The organism is Marinospirillum alkalitolerans (assembly GCF_045055655.1).
Lineage (GTDB): Bacteria > Pseudomonadota > Gammaproteobacteria > Pseudomonadales > Halomonadaceae > Marinospirillum > Marinospirillum alkalitolerans.
In genome coordinates this window covers 80389-103181 of record NZ_JBANFI010000002.1, presented here as the reverse complement: position 1 = coordinate 103181, position 22793 = coordinate 80389, and the positions used below count along the sequence as shown (strand labels likewise).

The window sequence follows — 22793 nt, the reverse complement described above, 5'->3', positions numbered from 1 at the left end:
AGCGGCTGTTCTGCTTTGCTGACTTAATAACTAAGTCAATGAATGAATACGGCCAGTCTAGCATAGGGCTTTAGCAGCTGGCTTGGATTTGCCTTGCATCCTTGCAGGCGGTTGGGTTGGTAGCCAGGCTAAAGTGGTGTGTGACGGGTAGCGGGTTGGCTTTTAGAATTTAAAGGTGTCGTTGCTGGCTTCTCCAAATACCTGGTCTAAATCTACGTCTTGGTGGGGTGAGTTGTGATCTTGGCTGGCCTTTTGTAAGTGGCGCACCTGATGGCTGCTGATCATTTGGGTGTAGGCCAGAGCTAAGCCACCTGTCTTTCGCAGTTGGAACAATGCTTTTTCTTTAAGCTGGTTAAGGGCTGGTTCATCAATTTGATAAGCCGTGCCTTGGTAGGTGCCTTGAAGCGTACAAAACTCCAGGGGCTTGAGGAGCTTGAGTTCAGCCAGGTGGTTACAGGCTTGTTGGGTTTTGTAGCGGTGGAGTTCTAGCTCTTTTAGGAAGTTGAGCACTTCTTGTACGCTGGATGACAGTTGGGGTTGAGCTTGTTTGGTATCAAAGAAATTGTTCTGGCCTTGAGGGTGAACCCAGGGGCTGTCGATGTCGATACAAAGAGTGCGTTCTGTCGGTTTACCCCCTTTAGGAGGCTGGATACTAAACGGATGGGTGCGCAAGAGGGCGGGGGTGTAGTCGAGCTGCCACTGGTTGTGTTCGTTCAAGCAGAAATTCTGCTGGGCTTGCAGGCTTAGTAAAGCATGAAGTTGGGTTTGGCCTTGAGTGTCTGTAACAAAGATTAAAGGTAATTCAGCAGCAACACGGCTGGCTTCGGGGGCGGTGATGGCAACCCAATGTAAGTGGCGACTGTGGCGAAAGTCTTTAAATCGATCCCATCGTAATCCATGTACCTGCTGTGGCGTGAGTGGCTGGTGTTCGGGCATGGTTTTTCCTTTACTGGTTACACTCGATAAGAAGAAGGGGTGATGAACATTGTCTAAGAAAGACAGGTAAGTAGTCAGTTGACTGCTCCCTGAAGGCTGTTCAATTAAAAGAATGCACTAGGTTAAGTCTACCCGACAGACTCTTGCGCAGAAAGTGCGGCTGTGTATTTACAGGAGCAAGACAAGGTGGCATGCATTCAAGCTGTTAGGTCAGTGGCTAGGCGAGCCATGACATAAAACGATTTTGAAAGCCGTCCGGTGGAATGGTCTATGTCTACTGAATTGGTGCAATACTCAGTGCTCAAATCAGGGAAAATGCCTTTTTAGGTTTTCTGACAGCGACAGATTTTTAATACAAAAACCCCAGTCCGTAGACTGAGGGTTTTTTGGTTTTTACTTCACCCCTTGCCCAGCTTGCGCTTTGAAGGGGTCGGGCTGACTGGCTTCTTGTGGAAGGGTGAGCCCTGTGCCGTTAGGCGGTTAGTGATGATTAGCCAACAAGAGCTGCCCAATCATCTGCTGAGTAACCAACCAGCTCGATCTCAACACTGCTCGCTTGGCTGACATCATCGTTAGCCACGGTGATTTCAGTGCCGCTACCGCCCAGAGTGTAGCCAGCAGCTGTTTCAGCACGCAGTGCTTCTGCAACGATTTCCATAGTCAGCTCAGAAGCTTGTGTTGCCGTACCTGTATCTTCTAGTACAGTGAAGGTGAACAGCGTTGTATCACCAGCAGTCAGCTGGAACACATAACCTTCCAGTGCTTCGCCAGTCGGTGCAGTACCTTCCCAGTCACCAGCTACAGCCAGATCGAAGGTTACTGTGCTCGCAGTAAAGGTTTCTTCAACACCGGTTTCAGTGCCACCAGGGATTACATCTGCCGCAGCAATCGTGCCTGTTTGAGGGTCACTAGCTGCATCATCCCATGACAGATTAAATGCAGTGCCAACAGTCAGATCTTGACCTTCAACTACATCAGTTGCTGTGATGGTCAGTGTGGGTGGTATCGCCGTTTCGTTTACTGCAACGGTGTAACCAGTAACGCCCAGCTCAACAGCAGCCTTGAAAGCAGCCATCGAAGCGTACTCACCATTCAGTAAGGCGTTCAGCGCTGTAGTATCTGCACCACCAGTACCTGCACCAATCACACCATTCGCTACAGTGACATCGCTACCAGCACCAAGATCGGCAAAAGCATTTGCCAATGCTGACAAATCAATCTGCAGGGTTGCAGCTTGTTCATTGTCATCACTCACAACAGTCAAGGTTTTAGTCGCACTGAAGAAGGGGTCGTCACCTGAAGGGGTTGAATCTGGGTCAAACACTTCTTCACCTTCTTTCAAGGTAAGGTTTGAGTTTTGAGCTACATCGATGATGTTGTTTTTAATCAGATCGTCAAGTCCAGCACCTTCAGCAAACAAGAAGGTGCCATTTCCACTTAAAGTGAGCGTCCCTTCAAAACCTTCAAAGTTGACGGCTGTTAGGTCCATAGTAGCGCCATGCTGAACAATCAGCATTGCTCCATCACCCAGTACAGCATCTTCAGTGACGGTTAAGGTGGCAGAGTCATCCATTGGAGTCTTTTGAATAAACAGAATCGCGTTACCTAACTTGCCGCTGAATTCTTGGTCTTGGAAAGCAATCAATTGGACGGTGCCATTAAAGCCTGCCATTTTGGCGGGGACATTTATGCTGCCGTCATTTAGCTCAACAGCTAAAAGCGTTTTTCCACCTTTAACACCAGGGAAATTGGCTAACAAGCTTTCCTTGATGTTAAAGATTGTATTTTCAGACCAGTCTCCCATGAGGTTTAGATAATGCTGGCTCGTTGGTGTGGGCAGATTGTAGGATGTGGAGTAGTAGCTAGTTCCATCAAGAAACGCACTAGCTTGAAAACGACCCTCTGGCACATAGTCTAAGTAGACGTACTCATTGTACTTAGTCAAGTCGATGTCGTAAGCACGTGTTGTGTCGTTAAAAGACAGCAGGTCACGAACGGTAATAGGATCTTGTCCGTTATCACCCGAGCCATAATCATCATCGGAGCCTGAGCTGTTGTCCATTCCGGCTTCTTCTTTGGCTTTGTTGATAGCATCAGTCAGAGGGCGTCCTGGTTGAACATTGCTAATCAGTGCTTGAATTGCCTTAGCAATATCTGATGCATTGCTGCTGGGAGAAATTGCTAAAAGCAAGCTATTTGCTGCAGCAACTTCGTTAAAAGTGTAACTTGCCCCCGTTTTTTCTACTTGCTGGGTGAAGTTATCCGCTACCTTGGTGCGGTTCTCCAGCGTGTGTTTATCCGCTGGATTCGATTCAGCTTGGGCAAGCAGTTCTTTCAGAATCTGGCCTTGGCTGACTCCATCATTCATTTTCTTGCTGATTTCGTTGATTTCACGTTGGTTAGCGCCACGACCAAAGGCCTGCTGGTACCAGTCATTAATCAGTTGTGGCTGACTTTTATTGCCTTGAATTAGTGTTGCTTCAGTGCCTTGAGTGAAGGCTTCTGTTACCCAATCCATACCTTGTTCTTCAGCTTGCTGTGTCCAATAAGCAAGACCGGCAGGATCGGCTGGGCGGCCATAGTAGGCGATATACATTTGCTGGATTTGTTGTGCACTTGTCATAGGTTGCCTCTTGCAATCATCGCGTAGCGTCTGAGTGTTCAGGGGTTAGGATATTTATCTTAACCTTGTTTGAGTTTACTTCTGTTGTGTTCAGTTTTATATGCTTTGCAAACAAAAAACCCCACCTTGTTGAAGGCGGGGTTTTTGTAAAGCGCCGGGCCTTCCTTGTCCCGGTGGTTCTGAACTGCCGAGTGAGCAGCTACTGAACACTCGGGCAGTTCAACAGGTGGCCGGGATTAGCCTTTCACCTGGGTGGCTTTATCCGAAGATTAAGCTACAAAACCAGTGATGTTGGCATCAACTAAGGTCAGTTCAGAACCGAAGTCGTAAGTGCCGATCAGGTTAACGCTGGTTGCTGTTGCATCGCCATCGTTATCCAGGCCAACAGTGACTTCGAATGCTTTGTACTCGCCTTGGTTCAGTTCGTTTTGAACCATGATAACAGCTTTGTAGCTGTCGCCACGGAAGTCGCCCTTATCAAAGCCAGTCAGCAGGTCTTCGTTCAGACCACCGAAGCCATCTTCGTCATTCAGTGCATTACGCAGAACGTTAGCAGTCAGACGATCGAAAGTTTCGTTGTCATCAGCATTAGTGTTGAAGTCAATCACAGTGACCTTGTTGGCAGCAATATTGGCACTCAGACCAATGCTTTCCAGTGAGCTGGATACCAAGCTGGTGCTGTCTTGGCCAGGAACACGAGTGGTCAGGTAAGCTGTGAAGTCCAGCTGATCTGCACCTGCAGCATTGCCGTCTTGAAAGTTAACAATGGTGTTGTAACCGTTGTTGGTTCCAGTGATCTGAATAACTTCTTCAGCGTTAGTGCTTGTAGACAGAATGATCACGTCGTTACCAGCACCTGCATTGATGACGTTATCAGTGTTAGCGTTAGAGTTGGCACCGAAACTGCCGCCAGCACCTACTTGGCTCACTGTGATGTCAGCAACATCGCCTGCATCTTCATCAAAGGTGATAACCAGTGTGTTGCCAGCTACGACAATTTGAGTATCAGCAGTAATGCCATCCAAGTCAGCTACAGCAGCATCAAGTACAGCTTTAACTTTACCGGCAACTACAGCAGCAGTATCGCCAGCTTCAACTTCAACATCTTGACCAGCAACGCGGAGCGTGCCATTGGCTGTTGCAGCAGCAAAAGTCAGCGTTTGTACTTCGGCGTCAGCCTCAACACCCACTACAGAAGCACCTGTACCGTCAGCAACTACGACTGTTTCAGCTGGATCAAAAGTTCCTGTATAAATTACGCCGTCAGCAACTACACCAGCACCTACAGGACGACCGTTGCCCGCTGTTTGCGTGATGCTAACAACATTACCAGCAACAGTGGCAGTGTAGCTGCCTAAAGTTACATTGTTGAACTGCTCTAGCAGTGAAGCAACGGTAGCGCCACCGGCATCAGAAGTTGCAGTAAAGACTCGACCATCAATTGTGATGGTAATCGTGCCAGTTTCGTCAACTGTTTGTGCAGCGTTAGCTGTAAAGTCGAAAGTCTGTACAGCCAAGACTTCTGCAACACCTGGAGTTGTTTCTGCAACGTCTGGCAGTGCAGCAAAAGGATTATCGCCCGTGTTTGCACCAGCAGGTGAATCAGCAACTGCTGCTGCGTCTAAACGTGCTTGAATCTCGGCACGAGTGTAGGTTGCTGTAGAGTCACCATCAATTTCACGCAGCTTAGCAGTCAAAGCATTGATCTGAGTTTGGCTCAGGTAGCCTGCATCATCTTGGCTATCGGCATTAGCGTGCACGATGTCAAAGCTGATGCTGTCTTGCTGCATTTCGCCATCAATTTTAGATTCGATGATCAGCGTGTTGTTAGGGCCGTCTTTGGCAACCAGCAGCTTGCTCAGAACATCATCTTCATTGATTGCTTTTTTGATCGCTTGGTTTACATGGCTCTGGTTGCCATAGAAACCATCTGCAGTTGGGATGTTAACAACTGATTCAAAACCAGCTTGACCAAAAGCAGCGCTTTCACCAGGTGCAAAAGTAACACGCAGCTGGGCACCGTAGAACAACTGAGGAGCCAAATTTTGGCCTAACAGGTCATCGCTTTGGGTGTTTGCAGCGTTGTAAACCCAAGTTGCTTTAGCAGCTGAGTTATCAGTCATGATGGTGTCACGACCGCCACCAGTGATGATGGTTGCGTTACCAGCACCTTCAGTATGAATAGTGTTGTTGCCGCTACGTGCTTCGATGGTGATGTTGTTCAGCATCTGGTGATTAGCAAACTGGTTGCCATTTTGATTCAAGCCACCAACTTCGGTCAGACGCAGGTGAACGTAGTCGTTACCAGCACCAGTGTTGATGTTCAGAGCGAAGTCTTCGTGTGCCAGAGCTTCAACAGCAACATCGATCAACAGGCGGTCATCACCACGGCCCAGGTTGTACTCGGCTGGAGTGTTGTCACGCGCTGGGTTGTTATCAGTGTCAACCCGGTTGAAGTCACGATCAATGATGTTGCTAGTGATAGTGGCATCCAGTTGGATGTTGCCGCCAAAGTTGCCAGCCGCAAATTCGCGTACATCAACAATGCCGCCATTGCCACGAACAACATTTTCGCCACCCTGATTGCCTACGTGGAAGTAGGGTGCAGAACCAGTCAGCTCAACGCGCTCTAAACCTTGGTGGGTCGGATCGCGGAAAGGATTAGAAGACAGGCTCTTCAACCATACGCCCAGGCTTGCCAAGCTGTGTGCTTGTGCATCGATCTTGAACTCTTGGATGGCTTTGTTAGATTGAGACTGACCAGAAACGTTCAGGCCTGCACCTTGTGAACCATAGCCAATGTTTTGCAGTTCGATGTTAGTGCTGATCAGAGCTGTGCTAACAGTTGTTTCGGCGCTGTCATCCATACGGGCAGCAACGTCGATGTTCTGGTTAGCGTTAGGCTTGGCACCAGTTTCGAAACCACCACGAACGATTTCGCCGTCGCCAGTCGCTTCAATCACGATCTGTTGACCAACTAAACGCTCGCCAGTGAATTCTTGGGTGTTAGGATCTGTTTGCTGACGCTCAAAGTCGCTGCCCAGGCGTACAGTGAACTCGTCACCACGGCCGTCAGCAACCAGTGCAGCTTCAATGGCGGCACGCAGTTCTTCATAGGTAGAAGCGTTCAGGATGGCTTCAGAAGAAACAACGATGTTTTCGCCGTTGTAGAAGAAGTTGAATGACTGGATTGCCATGAACTTCAGTGCATCAGCGCTGGTTTCAGCGTGACGGTCGATGACTTCCAGAACCAGCTCAGACTGGGTAGTTGAGGACTGGATGTTGCTCAGCAGTGGGCTGAGGAAGTAAGCGTTGTAAACTTCTTCTGGATTGCCGCTAGCAACAGGAGTTAAGCCAGCATCATTCAGCTGGTTTTTCAGCGAAATGGTGTACTGGTTAGACAGGGTAGCCTGACCTGCATCAATAGCTTCACGACCGATGCTCCAAGTGTTGTTTTGTGCACTTGATGCGTCAGCGATATTGATATTGAACTCAACTGGATCAATAGGGTCGATTGGATCAACAGGACCAGTGCTGCCGAACTCTAAATCAATGCTTTCGAGGCCGAGAGCTTCAACTTTAGCGTTAGCTACGCCGCCTTCTTCGCTTGCTGCAGCGTCTTGGAACGCAAGAAGGATTTGTGCTTTAGTCAAAGAACGCAGACCTTGATCCATCTGCTCTGCCCACCACTGTACTTCTTCAGCAGCAGGAGTACGGTCGAGCAGGTTCTCGTAGAGGCTAGATACGAAGTCTTCGTCAGACTGGGTGTTGCCTGCAACGAGATCACGCGCAAACGCACGGATGTTGCTGAATTCAGCTGCTGCTTCCAGGTCGGCTTGAGTCGGAGTCTGACCCAGTGCCAAGTGGCTGCGCAGTACGTAAAGCTCTTCTGTGTTAAAGCTCATATTTCTATTCTCCATTAGCATTGCTAATAAATTGATCAATTTATTACTGCAAAAAGCAGGCAAAAGCGAGCCTTTGCTTGCCAAGGTTGCTCAAGTTCCTCCTGAGCGCTTGCGGATTCTAACCGCAAGCCAGAGGGGTGTAAAGTCGGCATCCGCTGCACGGTTTTTATCATCCAGTTTTGATTTCAACCTCTGCTCCCAGCTTGCCACGCGCCTTGGGGGGTGTCAACTGGGCTCACCGATGCAAAAGCGTTATCTTTTGTGCCTATTTAACGCCTTTTTGATCCAGTTCACTCTTTTGCGAGGAGGAAACCCTTTTTTGTTATTTGATGTATATCAAATCAGTTAATAAAGCCCCGTGGCTCTACTTGACTGTGCCAACCAGTTTATTAGTGGCTCGGCGCAGACTGACCAATCATATTCTTGCTCAGTTTTTTGTCTTGCCAAGCTGGCACGGTAGTCGCGTTCTGCCGCACTGGTTTGAGTGTAGGCCTCAATTGTGACAGAAAAATGTGATTGCTCGGCTTGATAGACAGCATCTTGGGGCAGGTTTAAACCTCGTAAGCCAAAGGGTGTGCTGAGTACGGGCAGGCCGGCGGCTGTGTAATCAAGCATTTTCAGGTTAGTGCCTGATCCAGAATGCATAGGGTTGAGAGCGAGCGTCGCACTGGCAAGCAAGGCTTGGCGCTGGGCTTCGCTGACAAGGCCAAAGGTGCGCAGGTTTGCACCAGAATAGTGCAGTTCAGGGGCCTGGCAAACACTGCCAACCAGCCAGAACTCATGTTGCGGGAAGCGCTGCGCCAGTTGGAGAAAGTGCTGTGCAGCTTCGATATTGGGTGGATGGAGGCTGCCCATAAAGAGCAGGCTTTCTCCTGTTAGGCCAAGGCGTGTGCGTCGTGCCTCGCGCTCGGCATAGCAGGTATAAGGTGTTTCTTGAGTGTTGACGCCATTTGGCACCACCCTTTGTGGGGGGACTTGGTAAGGGTAAAGCTGATGGAGGCGTTGCTGGTCTTGCTGGCTACAGGTAAAAACCAATTGGCTATCTTGTAGGCAGCGGCGTTCTATCTGCTGAATCAGCGTCAGCAGGGGGCCGGCATCATCAAGTCCTGCGAGAAGTCCGGTTTTGACATCTGGCTCGATATCCTGAGCTTCATAGAGGATTGGGCCATCCCAGACACCACGAATAGCGGCATGCAGAAAGGGATGGCAGGTGATTACGTAATCAGCATCTTGTGTGGCCTGCTGCAAACGTGCAAGCCATTGAGGATTGTAAAAGCTGCTGTAGTACGCAGCGACATCGGTCAAATCCTTGTCTAGACGCTGGTGCAGGCCGCCACTGATGCGGTGCTGCTCAGGGGTGTATGCACATTCATGGTGCATTAATTGGTCTGCAAGCTGATGGCTGGCATTGCGTGCACCAAGGCAGACAAGTTCAACCTGATAATGGCGTGCTAGCTGGCGATAAAGCTGGTAAAGCCTTTGCTGACCACCCCCCTGTACCGGCCAGGCCGGAAAGGTCACCGCAACGACGATCTTGAGTGGGCGCGCTGAATGCGAGCTTGAGAAGAGGTGTTCCGGGATGCTTGGCTCTTTAAGTGGCGCGATGAGTTGTGCAAGCTGGGTTGGCCAGTTGAGATGGGCTACGCTGGGCTGGGCATTTTGGGCTAGGCGTTGACGTTCCTGCGGGTGATCTAAGAGTGATGCTATGGCGAGTGCGAGCGCCGAAGCGCTGGGTGGCACTATCAGCCCATTATGCTGATGATGGACGATCTCAGTGACACCGCCAGCATCACTGGTTGTAATAACAGGACAGCCTTGGCTGAGAGCTTCAGGTGCAATCAGTCCGTAGTCTTCGTTATAGGGGGTAAAAAGCACTATTTCTGCCTGCTGATAGGCACATAACAGTTGCTCTTGAGTGAGATGCCCTAGAAAGCGAATACGCGGGTCTTGTGCTGCACAGGCTTGTAAATATGCGCTCTGTGGGCCGGTGCCGGCAATATGGAGCTCAACAGATGTGTTGAGTCTTTGATAGGCCTGAAGAATCAGATCTATGCGTTTGGGGGCATCTAAGCGACTAGCTGTAAAAATGAAAGGTGTTGCTGCTTGGTGTGCCTGCTCGGTCTTGGAGGGTGAGCTGGGTGACGATTTGAGGCTGATTGGAGGATGCAGCACTTGAACTGTGTGCGCTTGTTGAAAATAGTTGGGTCGCTGCTGCACGGTACGAGAAATGCAAAAGCGGGCATGCAGCGCCTCAGGATGGAGTGCGATGCGATCCCAGAAGTGGACGATTTGGCGTACTAAGGGGCTGGGAAGATCGAACAATTCGGGGTGATCACTCCATGCGGCTTCGGCCAAGGCAAAGCTATCTTCTAAGCAGGCTCTTTCAGGTTGACGGGCGAGCAGAGAGAGTAATGGATTCAGCGCTTCTGGAGCCTGGTGTAAAGCTTGTGGCCAGTCTGCGGGATAGCTGTCATAAAGCCCGCGTAACGGGTGCAGCATCCAGCAGAGGTGTTGCGGGTGTTGTGCCATCCATGCGGGATATTTGCAGCTGATGATGGCATCAAAATGCGTAAGATCAAGGCGACTGTAAAAACGATAGCCATGCAGTAGATCTGCAAAGCTATGTTCTGGTGTGGGGTGCTTCAGTAGCTCGATTTGATGCTGGCCTTGCTGGCGAAGTGCATCATAGAGGCCGCTGAGCAGGTTTTCTGCTCCACCAGGGGTGTAGGGGACTGGGCTGGGCGCGAGCAGAGCTAGCTTCATGGTGCGTCTCCGAGTAGCTGCGAGAGGGTGTGCTGCCATGAAAGATTCAGGTCCTGATAGGCCTGACGTCCTGCCTGTCCCATGGCATAGGCTTTTTTCTTATCAAGATAAAGTTGGTCGAAGGCTTCAGCGAGTGCTCTCGGATCGGGTGTGCAGACTAGGCCTGTGTGCTGGTCTTGAACGAATTCGAGTGGTCCTCCTGAATCATGGCAGGTGACCAGAGGTTTAGCCGCGAGCATGGCTTCAAGAGTGATATAGCCGAGGTCTTCATCCCAGGGAATAAAAGCAACGGCAAGCGCATGGGCATAGCAGGCGAGCTTTTGCTTCTCCGTGATTCTCCCCATCAGCTGTACACGATCTTCAACGCCGAGTTCGATGATGCGTTGCTGGTAGTGTTGGGCTTGCCCACCATCGCCTGCAATCAGAATTTTGAGTGGAGTGCGCAGATAGCGGGCGGCTTCTATCAGTAGCTCTTGGCGTTTGAGTGTTTCTAGGCGACTGGGGTAGAACACATAATCCCAAGCTTCTGCGCAGTAAAAATTCGCTTCGCCTGCCGGAGGATGATAGACGGCCTGAGCCGGAAGCTGAGTGGTGTCTTGTATCCGTTGGGCAACACGCTGAGAGATCGTGAAGCGCTTTTCAGCTTGTTGTAGGTGCTGCTGATCGTATTGGTGAATCCGTTCTTTGAGTGCTTTTTGCGCGGGTGTCTCTGCTATCGTCGGGGCAAGTTCGTAGGCGGCACGGTGCTGGTGCATCAGCCAAATGCGGTGGTGTGGATGATGAATACCATAGCCTGGAAACTGAAGGCTGAGTAAAAGATCGATGGGTTGTCCGTTGGGTGCTTGCAGATCCAACTGCTCGCAGTAATCCATCTGAGCATGGATGGCCTGCTCAGGTGCAAAAAGGAACGGAAGGCGTAACAGCTCAACTTCATGCTGGGTTTGCTTGAGTGCGTGCATCAGACTGGTGACCAGCACATCAGCGCCGCCAGGCATAAAGGGCACATGGTTTGCGGTGACAAGAATTCGCATAGCGGCTAAATCTGGCTGACCTGGTGGGTGAGATCCGGCTGAATGGCGAGCAGAGCAAAGTCCTGAGGGCCGCAGAAATGACCGTTGATGCGCTGGGTTGTTGCATCTTCACCACTGAGTAAGGCTTCTTGAGGATAAGGATTGGAACGCAGTATCTCAGGTGATACAAAGCCAACGTACTCTGCTAGAAAACGCATCAGAGTGGGTGTGAGAGGGTGGCGATGCGTTGGATCATGGTAAAAGGTGTGACTGGCAACCAGCAGGTTTTCAGGATTCGGCGTTTCAAGCAGCAGTAGACCACCAGGCTGCAGTGTTCGTTTGGCCTCTTGGACCAGTGCAAAGAGCAGCTCAAAGGGGAGGTGTTCTGCTACTTGAAAGGCAGTAATAGCACCCAGGCTTGCTGAGGGTTGAGCTTGGAGCCATTGCAGAAAGGATGTGAGTTCAACCTGCAGTCCTTGCTGCTGACAAAAGTCTTGCATCACTGGGTTGATTTCAATGCCGATGGCTTGATATCCCTGTGCTTTGACAAGTTGTAGCCATTCCCCGCGCCCACAGCCGATATCAACCAGTTTTCCCGCTTGGTTGGCTGGAGGGAGGTAGGTTAAATATTGCTGTAAATGCTGTTCAAGTGCTTGCTGAGAGCTGCGGCAGGCTTGTTCAAAGGCCAGATAAAAAGCATCCAGAGCCTTGGATGTGTTTGCCTGCACATCAGATTGGCTGGTGTCCTGTGAGGATGTCGCGCTGCTAGAGGAGAAAACACCGCTTTTCAGATCGAGCTGATATTCAAGGTGTTGTACTCGGTTTGCCAGTAAACGGAGTTGACTAGTAGGAAGGTAAAAAAGTTGTTGCAGCGCCTGTTGTTGTTGCTCTTGCTGTTGTTGCAGCTGGTTGATCTGTGTGTCCCAGATAGCCGCTAGAGGTTGGTAAGCGCGTTGGTTAAGTTTTCGTTCATGGCGGCGCACCAGCCAGCCTACTAATTGAGGCCAGTACCTTGCCAAACGGCTATTTTTGAGGCGTTCGATGCGCTCAATGCCGGTAAGAGTAACGCCTTGTGCGATGGCTTCAGCAGAGGCTTTGAGGGCAAGAATGAAATCAATTTTGCTGAGCCCTTGTGCCCTTTGCGCTTGCCAGTGGGCTAGGCCTTGTGGGTCTGGGTTGCGTTGCATCAATGCCCGATAGGTATTGTGAATCAAGGCATCACCATCAAACTGCATCAAATCTATCAGTTGATAGTGTTTTTTGAATGGAAGTTCAGGCTGAAGAGGCTGGTGAGGCGGCAGCTCAATACTGTGGGGATAAAGCTGCTGGATGCCTTCAAAGTTGAGTTGTTCTGCTTCTTTGAAAAGGCGGTTTAAGAGTTCTTCATTTGTCATTTTAGTGCAGGCTCCTTGGTGTTGGCTGGCCTTCCTAGTGGGGTTGGCTCTGGCTGGTATGTGGTTCAGAGTGCAGGTTGACAAGTTGTGTTGGCAGGTAGGTTAGCCCTGCAAACGGTGGGTTTTTGAGCCCTGCAACCTCAAAAGTCAGGTAATTATCGACCCAGTGATAGCAGGCCTCAAGATGGTGTTCATCTCCATGCAGAGCGAGTGTGAGAGTGTACTTTCCTGGGGCAAGGTGCATGGGAAAGGCAAATTCAACACAATGCCGCTGTTCTGTCGTTGAGGGTAGGCTCTGTTGAAGGTAATGGGTGTTGATGCCGAAGACATCTTGACCAAAACGGTCACGAATCACAAAGCCTAAAGTCAGTTTTGGCAGGTCTTTCTGGGTCATATAAGTGACTCGGAAGTGGGCTTGCTCACCACTAGAAAGTAAGTCAACCAGCGAGTCTTGACCCACCAGTGTGGCATCCAGAATCACGGCTTCTTTTGTGCCATAGGCGTGCTGACGTCGTGCAGCGGATTCCTGCTCTGCTGTGGCCTCATCTAGACGAGCCAGGATTCGATTATAGGCATTGACGGCGCTTTCTGGATCGCCTTCGTAGACGATATCTCCAGCATCGAGAACCAATGCTCGATCGCAGATTTGTTTGACTGCATTAAGGTCATGCGAGACAAAGATAATGGCGCCTCCTTGCTCTTTAAACTGACGAATACGTTTAATGCATTTTTGCTGGAAGTGTCCGTCGCCAACAGACAGGGCCTCATCAATCAGAAAAGCCTGAGGCTGTGCGTGAATCGCAATCGCGAAAGCCAGTCGCATGGTCATGCCTGATGAGTAGGTGCGTAATGGCTCATCGATAAAGGCACCAAGTTCAGCAAACTCGATAATGCTGGATTCCCGCTCGTGTATTTCTGTTGCTGACATACCGATCAACAGACCATTCGTCATGATGTTTTGACGGCCTGTGAGTTGTAAATCAAACCCAGTACCGAGTTCGAGCAATCCAGTGACGCGTCCTTGAATGTCAAGCTGGCCTGCATCAGGAAGAAGCACGCCGCTGAGTAGCTTGAGGAGCGTTGATTTACCAGCACCGTTTTGTCCGAGGATGCCGAGTGTTTCTCCTGCTTGTACGTGAAAGCTGATATCTCTGAGAGCGATGTGTGTTGTGTGCAGCGGTCGCCTTAGAAAAACCTCTTTTAAGCGGTCAGAAGGCTTGGCGTAGAGCTTGAAATGTTTACTTAAGTGCTGAACATGGATCACTTGAGAACCACCTTTTATCGAACGAGTCACCCAGTTTAAGGTGCGCACCAGAAAGCCTTCAGAGGCATATGGACTTGGTTTATATGAAATCGCGCAGATCTTTTTCTAGACGCCTACCTAGCCAGAGTGCGCCACTTAGTAATGCCACGGCCATTAAAAAAATCATGATTAAGGGTTGGAGTGGTGGCATGGTTCCAACGAGTAGGGCGCTACGTAACGCATTGATGAGGTGATAAAGCGGGTTGAACTGAAAAATCCAATGCCAGCGCGCAGGCAGGAGATCCATGACATAAACAATGGGGGTCATCCAAAAAAGAAGCTGTAGGCCTATGCCGACTAAATCGCGCGTGTCACGAATAAAGACGCTGAGCAAAGCAAAAAGCAGGCCCAGAGCATAGGCAAGTAGAAAAAGGAGTGCCATCAGTGGCACAAGCCATAACCAATACCAGGTCCATTGAAAGCCAATGAAGAATAAGAAGAGGGTGAAGAAGGCCATGCCGATGGCGTAATAAATGAGCTCAGAAAGCGGAATATAGAGAGGAAGACCAAGTAAAGGTAGGTGAACCTTGTGGATGAGCCCAGCCTTGTCTTGGTAGACCTGCGTCACTCGGCTGATGGTGTTGGAAAAAGCCAGCCAAGCCAGCAGACCAATGACAAGATAAACGCTGTAGCTGTATTGGCCGAGATCTTCTAAGCCAAGAGACATCAGGCGTAGTCCCATGACATTTGAAAAAATCAGCGTAAAAATCAATATTTGGGATAGGGGAAGAATAAACGTCCAGAGTGCACCAAGAGCAGCACTAGCGTGCCGGTCAATCATGTCTTGGCGAGTAAAGCGAAGCAAAAGCGAGAGCTTGATGAACATAATGTCTACTCAGATAAGCAAAGTGCCGAGTATAACATAGCCCTCGTGAGGTCGAGCTGTGCGCTCTTGTCTGTGGGTGGTATGATGCTGCTTTATTCTGGAATTGAGTCTCATTATGTCATCTGTTTCTTCTTCTGTTGAGTCTCAGGGCTCAAAGGTACAAGCTACTTTATATATTGATATTACCTACTTAGCACAGCATACACATTTAAACACGGGCATTCAGCGCGTGGTCCGTCAGGTGGTAAAACACCTCATTATTCTGGGTGCTGAGCAAGGCTTTCAGGTGCAGCCTGTCGCGATTGGACAAGGTCGCTTTCAGAAGTTAACCGAGCAGGACCTCTATCCTGCTGCGACTCAGTTACTTCCAGATCAGGCTCATCAAGAAAAAGAAAAGCCGCCATTTAAGCAGCGTGTTCTGGCTTATTTCAAAGGTGTTTATTTTGCCGGACGCGAATTACTGGCTGCTTTGAGTGGTCATCATCCAACAGTCAAACACTTTTTGTTTGCACCTCGGCATACTTTTGGTTTGAGTTGGTTGATAGATCGAATCTGGCAACCGGTACGCTCTCTTCTCGGCAAGTCTGCTCCTGGTCGTGATGAGGGGGCTAGAGTGGGTGATTTTAGTCAGGTGCAGCCAGGCGATCATCTCTTGCTGCTGGACTCGACCTGGTACTGCCAGACTTGGCCGAGTGTGGAGGCTTTTCGTGCTCGCGGTGGCGGCGTGACGGCAGTCATCTATGATTTAATACCGATTACGCATCCTCAGTTTTGTGATGCATTTTTGGCGCAGGTGTTTAAACAGTGGTTTGCAGATGCGCTGAGTCGTGTCGATGGTTTTGTTTGTATTTCTCATACGGTAGAGCGCCAGCTGAGGGCCTTCCTTGCCGAGCAGCAGCCCGAGCTGGCTCAGCACAAGGATTATGATTACTTTTTATTAGGAGCTGATTTTAAAAAGACCCTGCAAGATTCTGAGCCTCCAAGACCTTTGCTGCAAGAGCGCTTATCCGCACGACCAACCTATTTAGTGGTTTCAACGATCGAGCCAAGGAAGAATCACGCTTTTATTCTGGATGCCTTTGAAGAATTATGGGCTCAGGGGCTGGATGTGAATTTGTTTTTTGTAGGGCGCTCGGGCTGGCAGGTTGAGGCTTTGCTTGATCGAATTCGTCAACACACTGAATTGAACCATCGCTTGCACTTTTGGCAGGATGTCACAGACAGTGAGCTGGCTTATTGTTATCAATCGGCCAAAATGCTGATTTTTGCTTCTCAAGCAGAAGGCTTTGGTTTGCCGATTATTGAGAGCTTACAGCAGGGTTTGCCCGTTCTGGCAAGTCGATTAGACGTGCATCGTGAAGTAGGTGGTGAGCATGTGGGCTATTTTGATTTGGACTCCCCGCACCTGCTGGCAGCGCAGATCAAGCAGATTGAGCAGGAGGGAATTCCACAAGACTTACAGCCTGATCCTGAGTTTCAGTGGTTGAGCTGGCGCGCTAGTAGTGAAATGCTATTAGCTGCTTTGCAGCGCCAAGGCTGGACGGCCGAAAAAAAATAGAGCCAGTTTGAGTGGCTGGTTAATCAGCACTTTTGGGCTCACCATCTGAGTGTTTTTTAAGGTTCAGGCCAGGTGTGGCGTTACTGGATGTGCTGCCTCCAGTAGTTAAGCAGGTCTTCCAAAGTCTGTGAGATACTTTTGCTGGGGTGCCAGCCTGTTGCTTCTTTTAGCTTGGTGGCACAACCCTGTACACGATGTAAATCGCTAGGTCGCATGCGCGCAGGATCAGCAGCTGGCTGTATCTTCTGAGTTGCCAAACTCAGCAGTTGATCAAGAAGGCTTTGAACACTGTGTGCTTGGCCTGAACAGATATTAAATATTTCACCGCTATTTAGGTGCTGGGCATGCATGAGCAGCTGCACATAGGCTTCAGCAACATCATCGACATGTAGGAAGTCTCGTTCGGCATCTAGATTACCAACTTTGAGAATGTCTTCTTGTTGAGCTTCAATCCGTGCAATCTGTGCCGCAAAAGCGGGTAATACATAGCCTTCGTCTTGTCCCGGCCCTGTGTGATTGAAGGCTCTGGCTCGAAGAACCTTGAGTTGGCTGGTTCTTGCAAGTGCTCCTGCAGCAAGATCCATAGCTGCCTTGCTTGCAGCGTAAGGGTTCTGTGGTTGCAGGAGCGCATTTTCATCCAGAGCTTGCTGGCTAGCAAAGCTGGCGCCATAGATGTCAGATGAACTAATGACCAGTAGTGTCGCTTGAGGCGTATGTTGCTCAAGTGCAGCAAATAGGTTCAGACTGCCGTGAAGATTGGTTTGCCAGGTTAGCTCAGGTTGCTGAAAGCTGAGACCGACATTAGCTTGTGCTGCAAGATGCACAACCATCTCAGGTTGATAGCGTTGCACCAAAAGCTTAGTGGCTTGCGTATCTCTAATATCGAGCGTGGCGACACGAACTGCGCCTTGAGCTTGCTTAGAAGACCTAGAACGGCTAGTGATCATGATCTCTGCCAGCGGCCACGCTTGTTGTAGCTTGGGAACAAGGGCCCGACCAACAAACCCTTGTCCACCTGTTACCAGGATTCTAGAAGCCGAGCTCATTTTTGTAAGCGCTTTAAATCGGCCGCGAGCATTTCTTCGATCATTTCCTGAAGGCTGGTTTTGGGTTTCCAACCAAGTTTGGCTATAGCTTTAGCTGGATTGCCAAGTAAAACGTCTACTTCTGCAGGTCTAAAGAAGCGTGGGTCAATAACGAGGTGGTCTTCGAGCTTTAAACCTGCTGCGTTAAAGGCAATCGTGCACATGTCGCGAACAGTTGTTGTTTGTCCTGTGGCGATAACGAAGTCGTCAGGGTTATCCTGCTGGAGCATTAACCACATGGCTTCAACATAATCGCGGGCATGTCCCCAGTCGCGTTTGGCATCGATATTACCTAAGCGCAGCTCTGTTGCGAGGCCAAGCTTGATACGTGCCACTCCATCTGTGACTTTGCGTGTTACAAACTCTAGGCCGCGTAGTGGAGATTCATGGTTAAATAAAATACCGCTACAGCTGAAGAGGTTAAAACTTTCACGGTAGTTAACGGTCATCCAGTGTGCGTAAAGTTTTGCGGCAGCATAAGGAGAGCGAGGATAAAAGGGTGTTGTTTCGCTCTGCATGGGTTCTTGTATGAGGCCGTACATTTCAGAGGTTGAGGCTTGGTAGAAGCGTGTTTCAGGTCGAGTGAGGCGAATGGCTTCAAGCAGGTTGACTGCACCTAGCCCTGAAACTTGGCCAGTCAGGATAGGTTGGTCCCATGAGGTTTGTACAAAAGATTGCGCGCCTAGGTTGTAAACTTCGTCTGGCTGTGCTTTTTGTAGGGCCCTGATCAGACTGGAAAGATCATTCAGATCGCCATCAATGAACTGAACGCTTTTTTCAATCCCCAGCCATTCAAGACGTGTTAAGTTTACTTCTGATGTGCTGCGTCTGGGCAGTAAACCGTAGACTTCATAACCCTTTCCAAGAAGAAGTTGTGCGAGGTAAGCACCGTCCTGACCCGTGATGCCTGTAATAAGTGCAGCTTTATTTGTCATTTTTGAAATTCCGTAGCAAACCGAACTGAAGTACTCGGTCTATCATAGCAAAGCACATTGCGTTATTGGATAGACTTCGGTGAATCTTAGAGTGTTCCAATAGGTTAAGTGGTTCAGGTCGATCCAGAGTTCACTGTATTGGCCTGTTTTTATTAGTTTTTATTGTCGCCCGTAGACATCCTGGAAGCGCACAATATCGTCCTCACCAAGATACGCGCCGCTTTGTACCTCGATTAACACCAGATCGATCAAGCCGGGGTTTTCAAGGCGGTGTTTGTTGCCAGCGGGGATAAAGGTGGATTCGTTGACTCGAAGATAGTGTTCCTGCTCTTCGTTGACGATCTTAGCCATGCCACTGACGACCACCCAGTGTTCGCTGCGATGATGATGGAGTTGCAGTGATAGGCTTTGCCCTGGTTTGACAACAATGCGTTTAATCTGGAAGTTGTCGCCCATTTCAAGCGTTGTGTAGGTTCCCCAGGGGCGATGGACTGTAGGGTGGGTGAGATGCGTTTCATGGCCGGTTTTGGTGAGCTGGCTCACCACCTGGCGTACCTCTTGGGCCTGATCCTGATGGGCAACCAAGACGGCATCGGAGGTGTTGATGATAATCAAATCGTCGATACCGAGGGTCGCGGTCAGATGATGGGGGCTATGAATAAAACAATTGTGTGTGTTCAGTGCCACCACATCGCCAGCAATGCGATTGCCATCCGCATCTTGGGGTAAGAGTTCGCTATAGGCTGTCCAGGAGCCGATATCACTCCAACCAAGGTCGCAGGGGACAACCGCGACCTGATCTGATTTTTCGAGTAGGGCATAATCAATAGAGATATCATCCAGCTGTCTGAAATCCTGCTCAAGCAGCTCAATCTGCTTGAGTTGACCACTCGATGCTTGACTCGATAGCTCTTGCGCACTTTCCAGTGCCTGACGTGCCTGGAGGAGTAATCTTGGCGCATGCTGTTCAAATTCAGCAATCAGCACGCTGGGTTTGAAGCAGAAAATACCAGCATTCCAATAGTAATCGCCTTGATCCAGATAGCTTTGCGCTGTGGCGGCATCTGGCTTTTCAACAAAGCGTTTCACTTTATGATTGGCACCCGCTTGAATATATCCAAAGCCGGTTTCTGGTTGGGTAGGCTGAATACCAAAGGTGACCAGCTGTCCAGCCTGAGCAAGATCAACAGCCTGATCTACCGCCTGCTGAAAGGCTTCAAAATGGGTGATCAGGTGATCCGCCGGCATCACCAGCATGCAGGGTTCAGCCTGTGGGTACTGGTTGATTTGCCTTTCTCTTTCGAGATACAACGCGGCAGTGATTAAGGCTGGCGCTGTATTGCGCCCACAAGGCTCAAGAAGAAAATGTTGGTGCAGGCACTGATCTGGTTGCAGGCTTTTATCCAGTTCATCACGGGTACGAAAGTAAAGGTCGCGATTGGTGACGGTTAAAAGGTCACTGACACCGCGGAGCTGGCTGGCACGCTGAAAGGTTTTGGCCATCAGCGTCTGTGTATCAGGCAGGCGCATAAAAGGCTTGGGGTGGAGCTTGCGTGAAACAGGCCAGAGACGACTGCCTGATCCACCGGAAAGAATAACAGGATAGAGAGATGGCCGAATCGATTCTGTGGCGCTCATGGTCTTCACTTATTTAAGGGTCAAAGAAATAAACTTCAAGATTAACATATTTAAATAACAATCACTCCAAGGGCAGGTGTTCATTTTTGTGCTTTTATCTGATCCTGAACAACAAAGGCTGTGCAGCCGTTGATGAAAGGTGAGGGCCGCTCTTTTTCTTGCTGGTTACGACCTGATAAAGGTGTTGAGGTTCAAGGGGATGTGACTCGGCTTTGTTGACTAAGTTTGCAGTCCTTCCGCTCACCCTCTTATAATCTCCTGGTGTTCAAGACACAATTTGCTGAACGAAGTTTCATGACTCGGCTTCGTCAGCCCTACAAGACTTCGAATAAGCGAGATAGAAAGTGGACGCTAACCTCTCACCTAAAGTTTTAATCGTTGAAGACGATGAACGTCTTGCTACGCTGACGCGTGAATATCTGGAAGGCAATGGCTTTCAAGTCGAAGTCGAGAGTGATGGTGCGCGTGCCGTTGAGCGTATCCATCAGGTCCAACCAGATCTGGTGATTTTGGATGTGATGCTCCCCGGAGAAGACGGCTTGAGCATCTGCCGCCGTGTGAAGATGAGCCTTGATCTGCCTATCCTGATGCTGACAGCACGCACAGATGATATGGATCAGGTCCTTGGTTTAGAAATGGGTGCTGATGACTATGTGGCCAAACCCGTGCGACCACGTGTTCTGCTGGCCCGGATTCGTGCCTTGTTGCGCCGCTCTGAAAGCCAGCCAGCTGGTTTTGAGCCTGTTGAGCAGCAGATTACGCGTCTGGAGTTCGGTGATCTGGTGATTGATAACGCGATGCGCGAGGCCTGGTTGGCCGGCAATAGTATCGATCTGACCAGTGCAGAATTTGATTTGTTGTGGCTACTGGCTTCTGGTGCAGGACGTGTGTTAACGCGCGAAGAGATTTTCACGGCGTTGCGTGGTATTGAATACGATGGGCAGGACCGTTCGATTGATGTCCGAGTTTCCCGTATTCGGCCCAAGATAGGGGATGATCCTGTGCATCCGCGTCGGATCAAAACAGTGCGCAGCAAGGGTTATCTGTTCGTCAAAGAAGTCTAAAGTGTGCTTGTGTAGCCTCATTGCTGCCTTCGTGCGCTTGCCTTGATGCTGGACTGAAAGGGATTGAGCCTTATGCCTCATCGTTTTGTGCGCCATCGTCTTGGCAAGGTTTTTCTGCGCGTCTATCTTGGCATTTTTATGGCCTTGCTGGTGGCGGTGCTGCTGAGCCTGCTGCTGGTTAAGGTGGTGAATCAGGTCAGGTTAGAGGCTTATCAGGAGCAGCAGCTTTCAGGCCTGATGGGGCTTTTTGCCGAAGAGTTACATGCCTTGGCAGCAGAGGATCAACAAACTTGGCTGGATACTCTTAATCACCGCATAGGGCCTCAGGTTGAGCTGATCTCCCTTCGTGCGGCACATTTAAGTCAGCGTGAAGCACGCCGCCTTGCTGAGGCGCGCCCTGTACTGCGTGATCATGATGAACAGGGGTGGGCGGTGTTATGGGCAACGCCGCTGCCTGATCAGCTGCTACAACTGCATTTTCGTTATATGGCGCAAGAAAAAAGCCGCGCCTCCTTAGTGCTGCTACAACGCGCACTCCTGCCTTTATCTCCTCAACAGCGCCGCGTTTTTCTGCAGCAGCATCAAGCTGGTTTTGCTTATCCGTTAGCGATACTGGAAACCATGCCTCAGGTTGTGAATCAGCGTCAGAGCGCCCTGCTAGATCAAGGTGAATCTGTTTTGCTGTTGGCCCCTGATGGCCGCAGCTTCACTGGCTATATACAGGTGGATGCACAGCAATGGTTGGAGCTTGGTCCTGTATTTTTGTTTGATGCCTATCCTGCCAGTGTGATCATCAGTATGGCGGCTTTAATTGTGATCTTACTGGCACTGAGTCTATGGTGGTTGCTGGCTGGCCTTGAAGCCAGACTTCATCCTTTAGAAAGAGCCTCACGCTTGATCGCAGCGGGCAATCTGGATGCGCGTGTGGAAGTCGAGACGCCTGATTTTATTGGTCAGCTGGCGCGGGTCTTTAATCGCATGGCGGAGCAGGTGCAGCGCCTTTTGCGCACCCAGCAGGAAATGATTCATGCCGTCTCCCACGAGCTGCGCACCCCTGTCGCGCGGATTCGTTTTGGCTTGCAGATGATCGAAGATCTGGCCGAGGATCATGCTCAGGATACGGCCTTTTATCAGCGCGTGATGAAGCAAACCCAAGGCGTAGACAAGGATATTGATGAACTCGATCAGCTGATTGACGAGATTCTGACCTATGCACGACTTGGGCAGGATAAATTACAGCTGGATTTTCAGACCCATGATATCCGCGCGCTGGTTGATGAAGTGGTGCAAGGCTTTCAGCGCACTCATTCGGTGATCCAGCTGCAGGTGGTGTGCATGAATGAACAAGCCTGCTCGACCGAGGCTGATGTAGAAGCGCGTTATTTTCAGCGTGCGGTGCAAAACCTGGTCAGTAACGGGCTGCGCTATGCGGATCAACAGTTGATCGTGTTGATTCAGATTGAGGCTGATACGCTCAGAATAGATGTAGAAGATGATGGCCCCGGCATTCCTGAACAGGACTGGGCACGCGTTTTTATGCCCTTCTCGCGACTGGATGATAGCCGCACCCGTAGCTCTGGCGGCTATGGTTTAGGGCTGTCCATAGTGCAGCGTATCATCTACTGGCACCGTGGCAGCGCATTGGTCGATCGCAGCCCGCGTCTTGGTGGTGCACGCTTTAGCCTGATTTTTCCGAAAGAACAGGCCGATGACCTACCGCCGATCGAATACCCGCCCCAATAATGATCAAAAA

At 50.0% G+C, this 22793-nt stretch carries 14 protein-coding genes; 3 read left to right on the top strand and 11 right to left on the bottom strand.

Annotated features, from left to right (window positions below):
- Positions 1-162 precede the first annotated feature (162 nt).
- The 8 genes from V6U78_RS03450 to V6U78_RS03415 form a co-directional block, all read right to left on the bottom strand.
- Positions 163-936, bottom strand: a complete 774-nt coding sequence (locus tag V6U78_RS03450) for a SapC family protein (protein ID WP_405337233.1) — start codon at positions 934-936, stop codon at positions 163-165.
- Between the two features lie 490 nt (positions 937-1426).
- Positions 1427-3559, bottom strand: coding sequence for a hypothetical protein (locus V6U78_RS03445; RefSeq protein WP_405337231.1), 2133 nt, complete (start codon positions 3557-3559; stop codon positions 1427-1429).
- Between the two features lie 269 nt (positions 3560-3828).
- Positions 3829-7548, bottom strand: a complete 3720-nt coding sequence (locus V6U78_RS03440) for a DUF4214 domain-containing protein (RefSeq protein ID WP_405337229.1) — start codon at positions 7546-7548, stop codon at positions 3829-3831.
- A 261-nt stretch (positions 7549-7809) separates the two neighbouring features.
- Positions 7810-10227, bottom strand: a complete 2418-nt coding sequence (locus tag V6U78_RS03435; protein WP_405337227.1) for a glycosyltransferase family 4 protein — start codon at positions 10225-10227, stop codon at positions 7810-7812.
- Complete coding sequence (locus V6U78_RS03430; RefSeq protein WP_405337225.1) at positions 10224-11222, bottom strand: glycosyltransferase family 4 protein; 999 nt, start codon at positions 11220-11222, stop codon at positions 10224-10226. Before V6U78_RS03430 ends, V6U78_RS03435 begins: the two co-directional genes overlap by 4 nt.
- 41 nt (positions 11223-11263) lie before the next feature.
- Positions 11264-12631, bottom strand: coding sequence for a methyltransferase domain-containing protein (locus V6U78_RS03425; RefSeq protein WP_405337223.1), 1368 nt, complete (start codon positions 12629-12631; stop codon positions 11264-11266).
- A 34-nt stretch (positions 12632-12665) separates the two neighbouring features.
- Positions 12666-13895, bottom strand: a complete 1230-nt coding sequence (locus V6U78_RS03420; RefSeq protein WP_405337221.1) for an ABC transporter ATP-binding protein — start codon at positions 13893-13895, stop codon at positions 12666-12668.
- A gap of 79 nt (positions 13896-13974) precedes the next feature.
- A complete protein-coding gene (locus V6U78_RS03415) occupies positions 13975-14760 on the bottom strand; it encodes an ABC transporter permease (protein ID WP_405337219.1) in 786 nt (261 codons plus the stop codon).
- Positions 14761-14875: 115 nt separating this feature from the next.
- Here V6U78_RS03415 and V6U78_RS03410 point away from each other — a divergent pair, with 115 nt between their 5' ends.
- A complete protein-coding gene (locus V6U78_RS03410; protein WP_405337217.1) occupies positions 14876-16318 on the top strand; it encodes a glycosyltransferase family 4 protein in 1443 nt (480 codons plus the stop codon).
- 80 nt (positions 16319-16398) lie between these two features.
- On the opposite strand, the gene V6U78_RS03405 is transcribed toward V6U78_RS03410, so the two are convergent.
- The 3 genes from V6U78_RS03405 to V6U78_RS03395 all read right to left on the bottom strand — a co-directional run bounded on the left by V6U78_RS03405 (position 16399) and on the right by V6U78_RS03395 (position 19976).
- Positions 16399-17436 (bottom strand): GDP-mannose 4,6-dehydratase, encoded by a 1038-nt coding sequence (locus V6U78_RS03405; protein WP_405337215.1) that lies wholly within the window; start codon positions 17434-17436, stop codon positions 16399-16401.
- Positions 17361-18338, bottom strand: coding sequence for a GDP-mannose 4,6-dehydratase (gene gmd, locus V6U78_RS03400; protein ID WP_405337213.1), 978 nt, complete (start codon positions 18336-18338; stop codon positions 17361-17363). Before gmd ends, V6U78_RS03405 begins: the two co-directional genes overlap by 76 nt.
- A gap of 159 nt (positions 18339-18497) precedes the next feature.
- Positions 18498-19976: a mannose-1-phosphate guanylyltransferase/mannose-6-phosphate isomerase gene (locus tag V6U78_RS03395; protein ID WP_405337211.1), complete on the bottom strand. Its 1479-nt coding sequence runs from the start codon at positions 19974-19976 to the stop codon at positions 18498-18500.
- 344 nt (positions 19977-20320) lie between these two features.
- Here V6U78_RS03395 and V6U78_RS03390 point away from each other — a divergent pair, with 344 nt between their 5' ends.
- Entirely contained in the window at positions 20321-21040 is a 720-nt protein-coding gene (locus V6U78_RS03390; protein WP_405337209.1) for a response regulator, read from the top strand.
- Between the two features lie 72 nt (positions 21041-21112).
- Entirely contained in the window at positions 21113-22783 is a 1671-nt protein-coding gene (locus V6U78_RS03385) for an ATP-binding protein (RefSeq protein ID WP_405337208.1), read from the top strand.
- Positions 22784-22793 lie beyond the last annotated feature (10 nt).

Excerpts from the sequence above, each read along its gene's own strand:
- V6U78_RS03450 (WP_405337233.1), bottom strand. The coding sequence starts at position 936 with ATGCCCGAACACCAGCCACTCACGCCACAGCAGGTACATGGATTACGA.
- V6U78_RS03445 (WP_405337231.1), bottom strand. The coding sequence starts at position 3,559 with ATGACAAGTGCACAACAAATCCAGCAAATGTATATCGCCTACTATGGC.
- V6U78_RS03435 (WP_405337227.1), bottom strand. The coding sequence starts at position 10,227 with ATGAAGCTAGCTCTGCTCGCGCCCAGCCCAGTCCCCTACACCCCTGGT.
- V6U78_RS03430 (WP_405337225.1), bottom strand. The coding sequence starts at position 11,222 with ATGCCTGGCGGCGCTGATGTGCTGGTCACCAGTCTGATGCACGCACTC.
- V6U78_RS03425 (WP_405337223.1), bottom strand. The coding sequence starts at position 12,631 with ATGACAAATGAAGAACTCTTAAACCGCCTTTTCAAAGAAGCAGAACAA.
- V6U78_RS03415 (WP_405337219.1), bottom strand. The coding sequence starts at position 14,760 with ATGTTCATCAAGCTCTCGCTTTTGCTTCGCTTTACTCGCCAAGACATG.
- V6U78_RS03410 (WP_405337217.1), top strand. The coding sequence starts at position 14,876 with ATGTCATCTGTTTCTTCTTCTGTTGAGTCTCAGGGCTCAAAGGTACAA.
- gmd (WP_405337213.1), bottom strand. The coding sequence starts at position 18,338 with ATGACAAATAAAGCTGCACTTATTACAGGCATCACGGGTCAGGACGGT.
- V6U78_RS03395 (WP_405337211.1), bottom strand. The coding sequence starts at position 19,976 with ATGAGCGCCACAGAATCGATTCGGCCATCTCTCTATCCTGTTATTCTT.
- V6U78_RS03385 (WP_405337208.1), top strand. The coding sequence starts at position 21,113 with ATGCCTCATCGTTTTGTGCGCCATCGTCTTGGCAAGGTTTTTCTGCGC.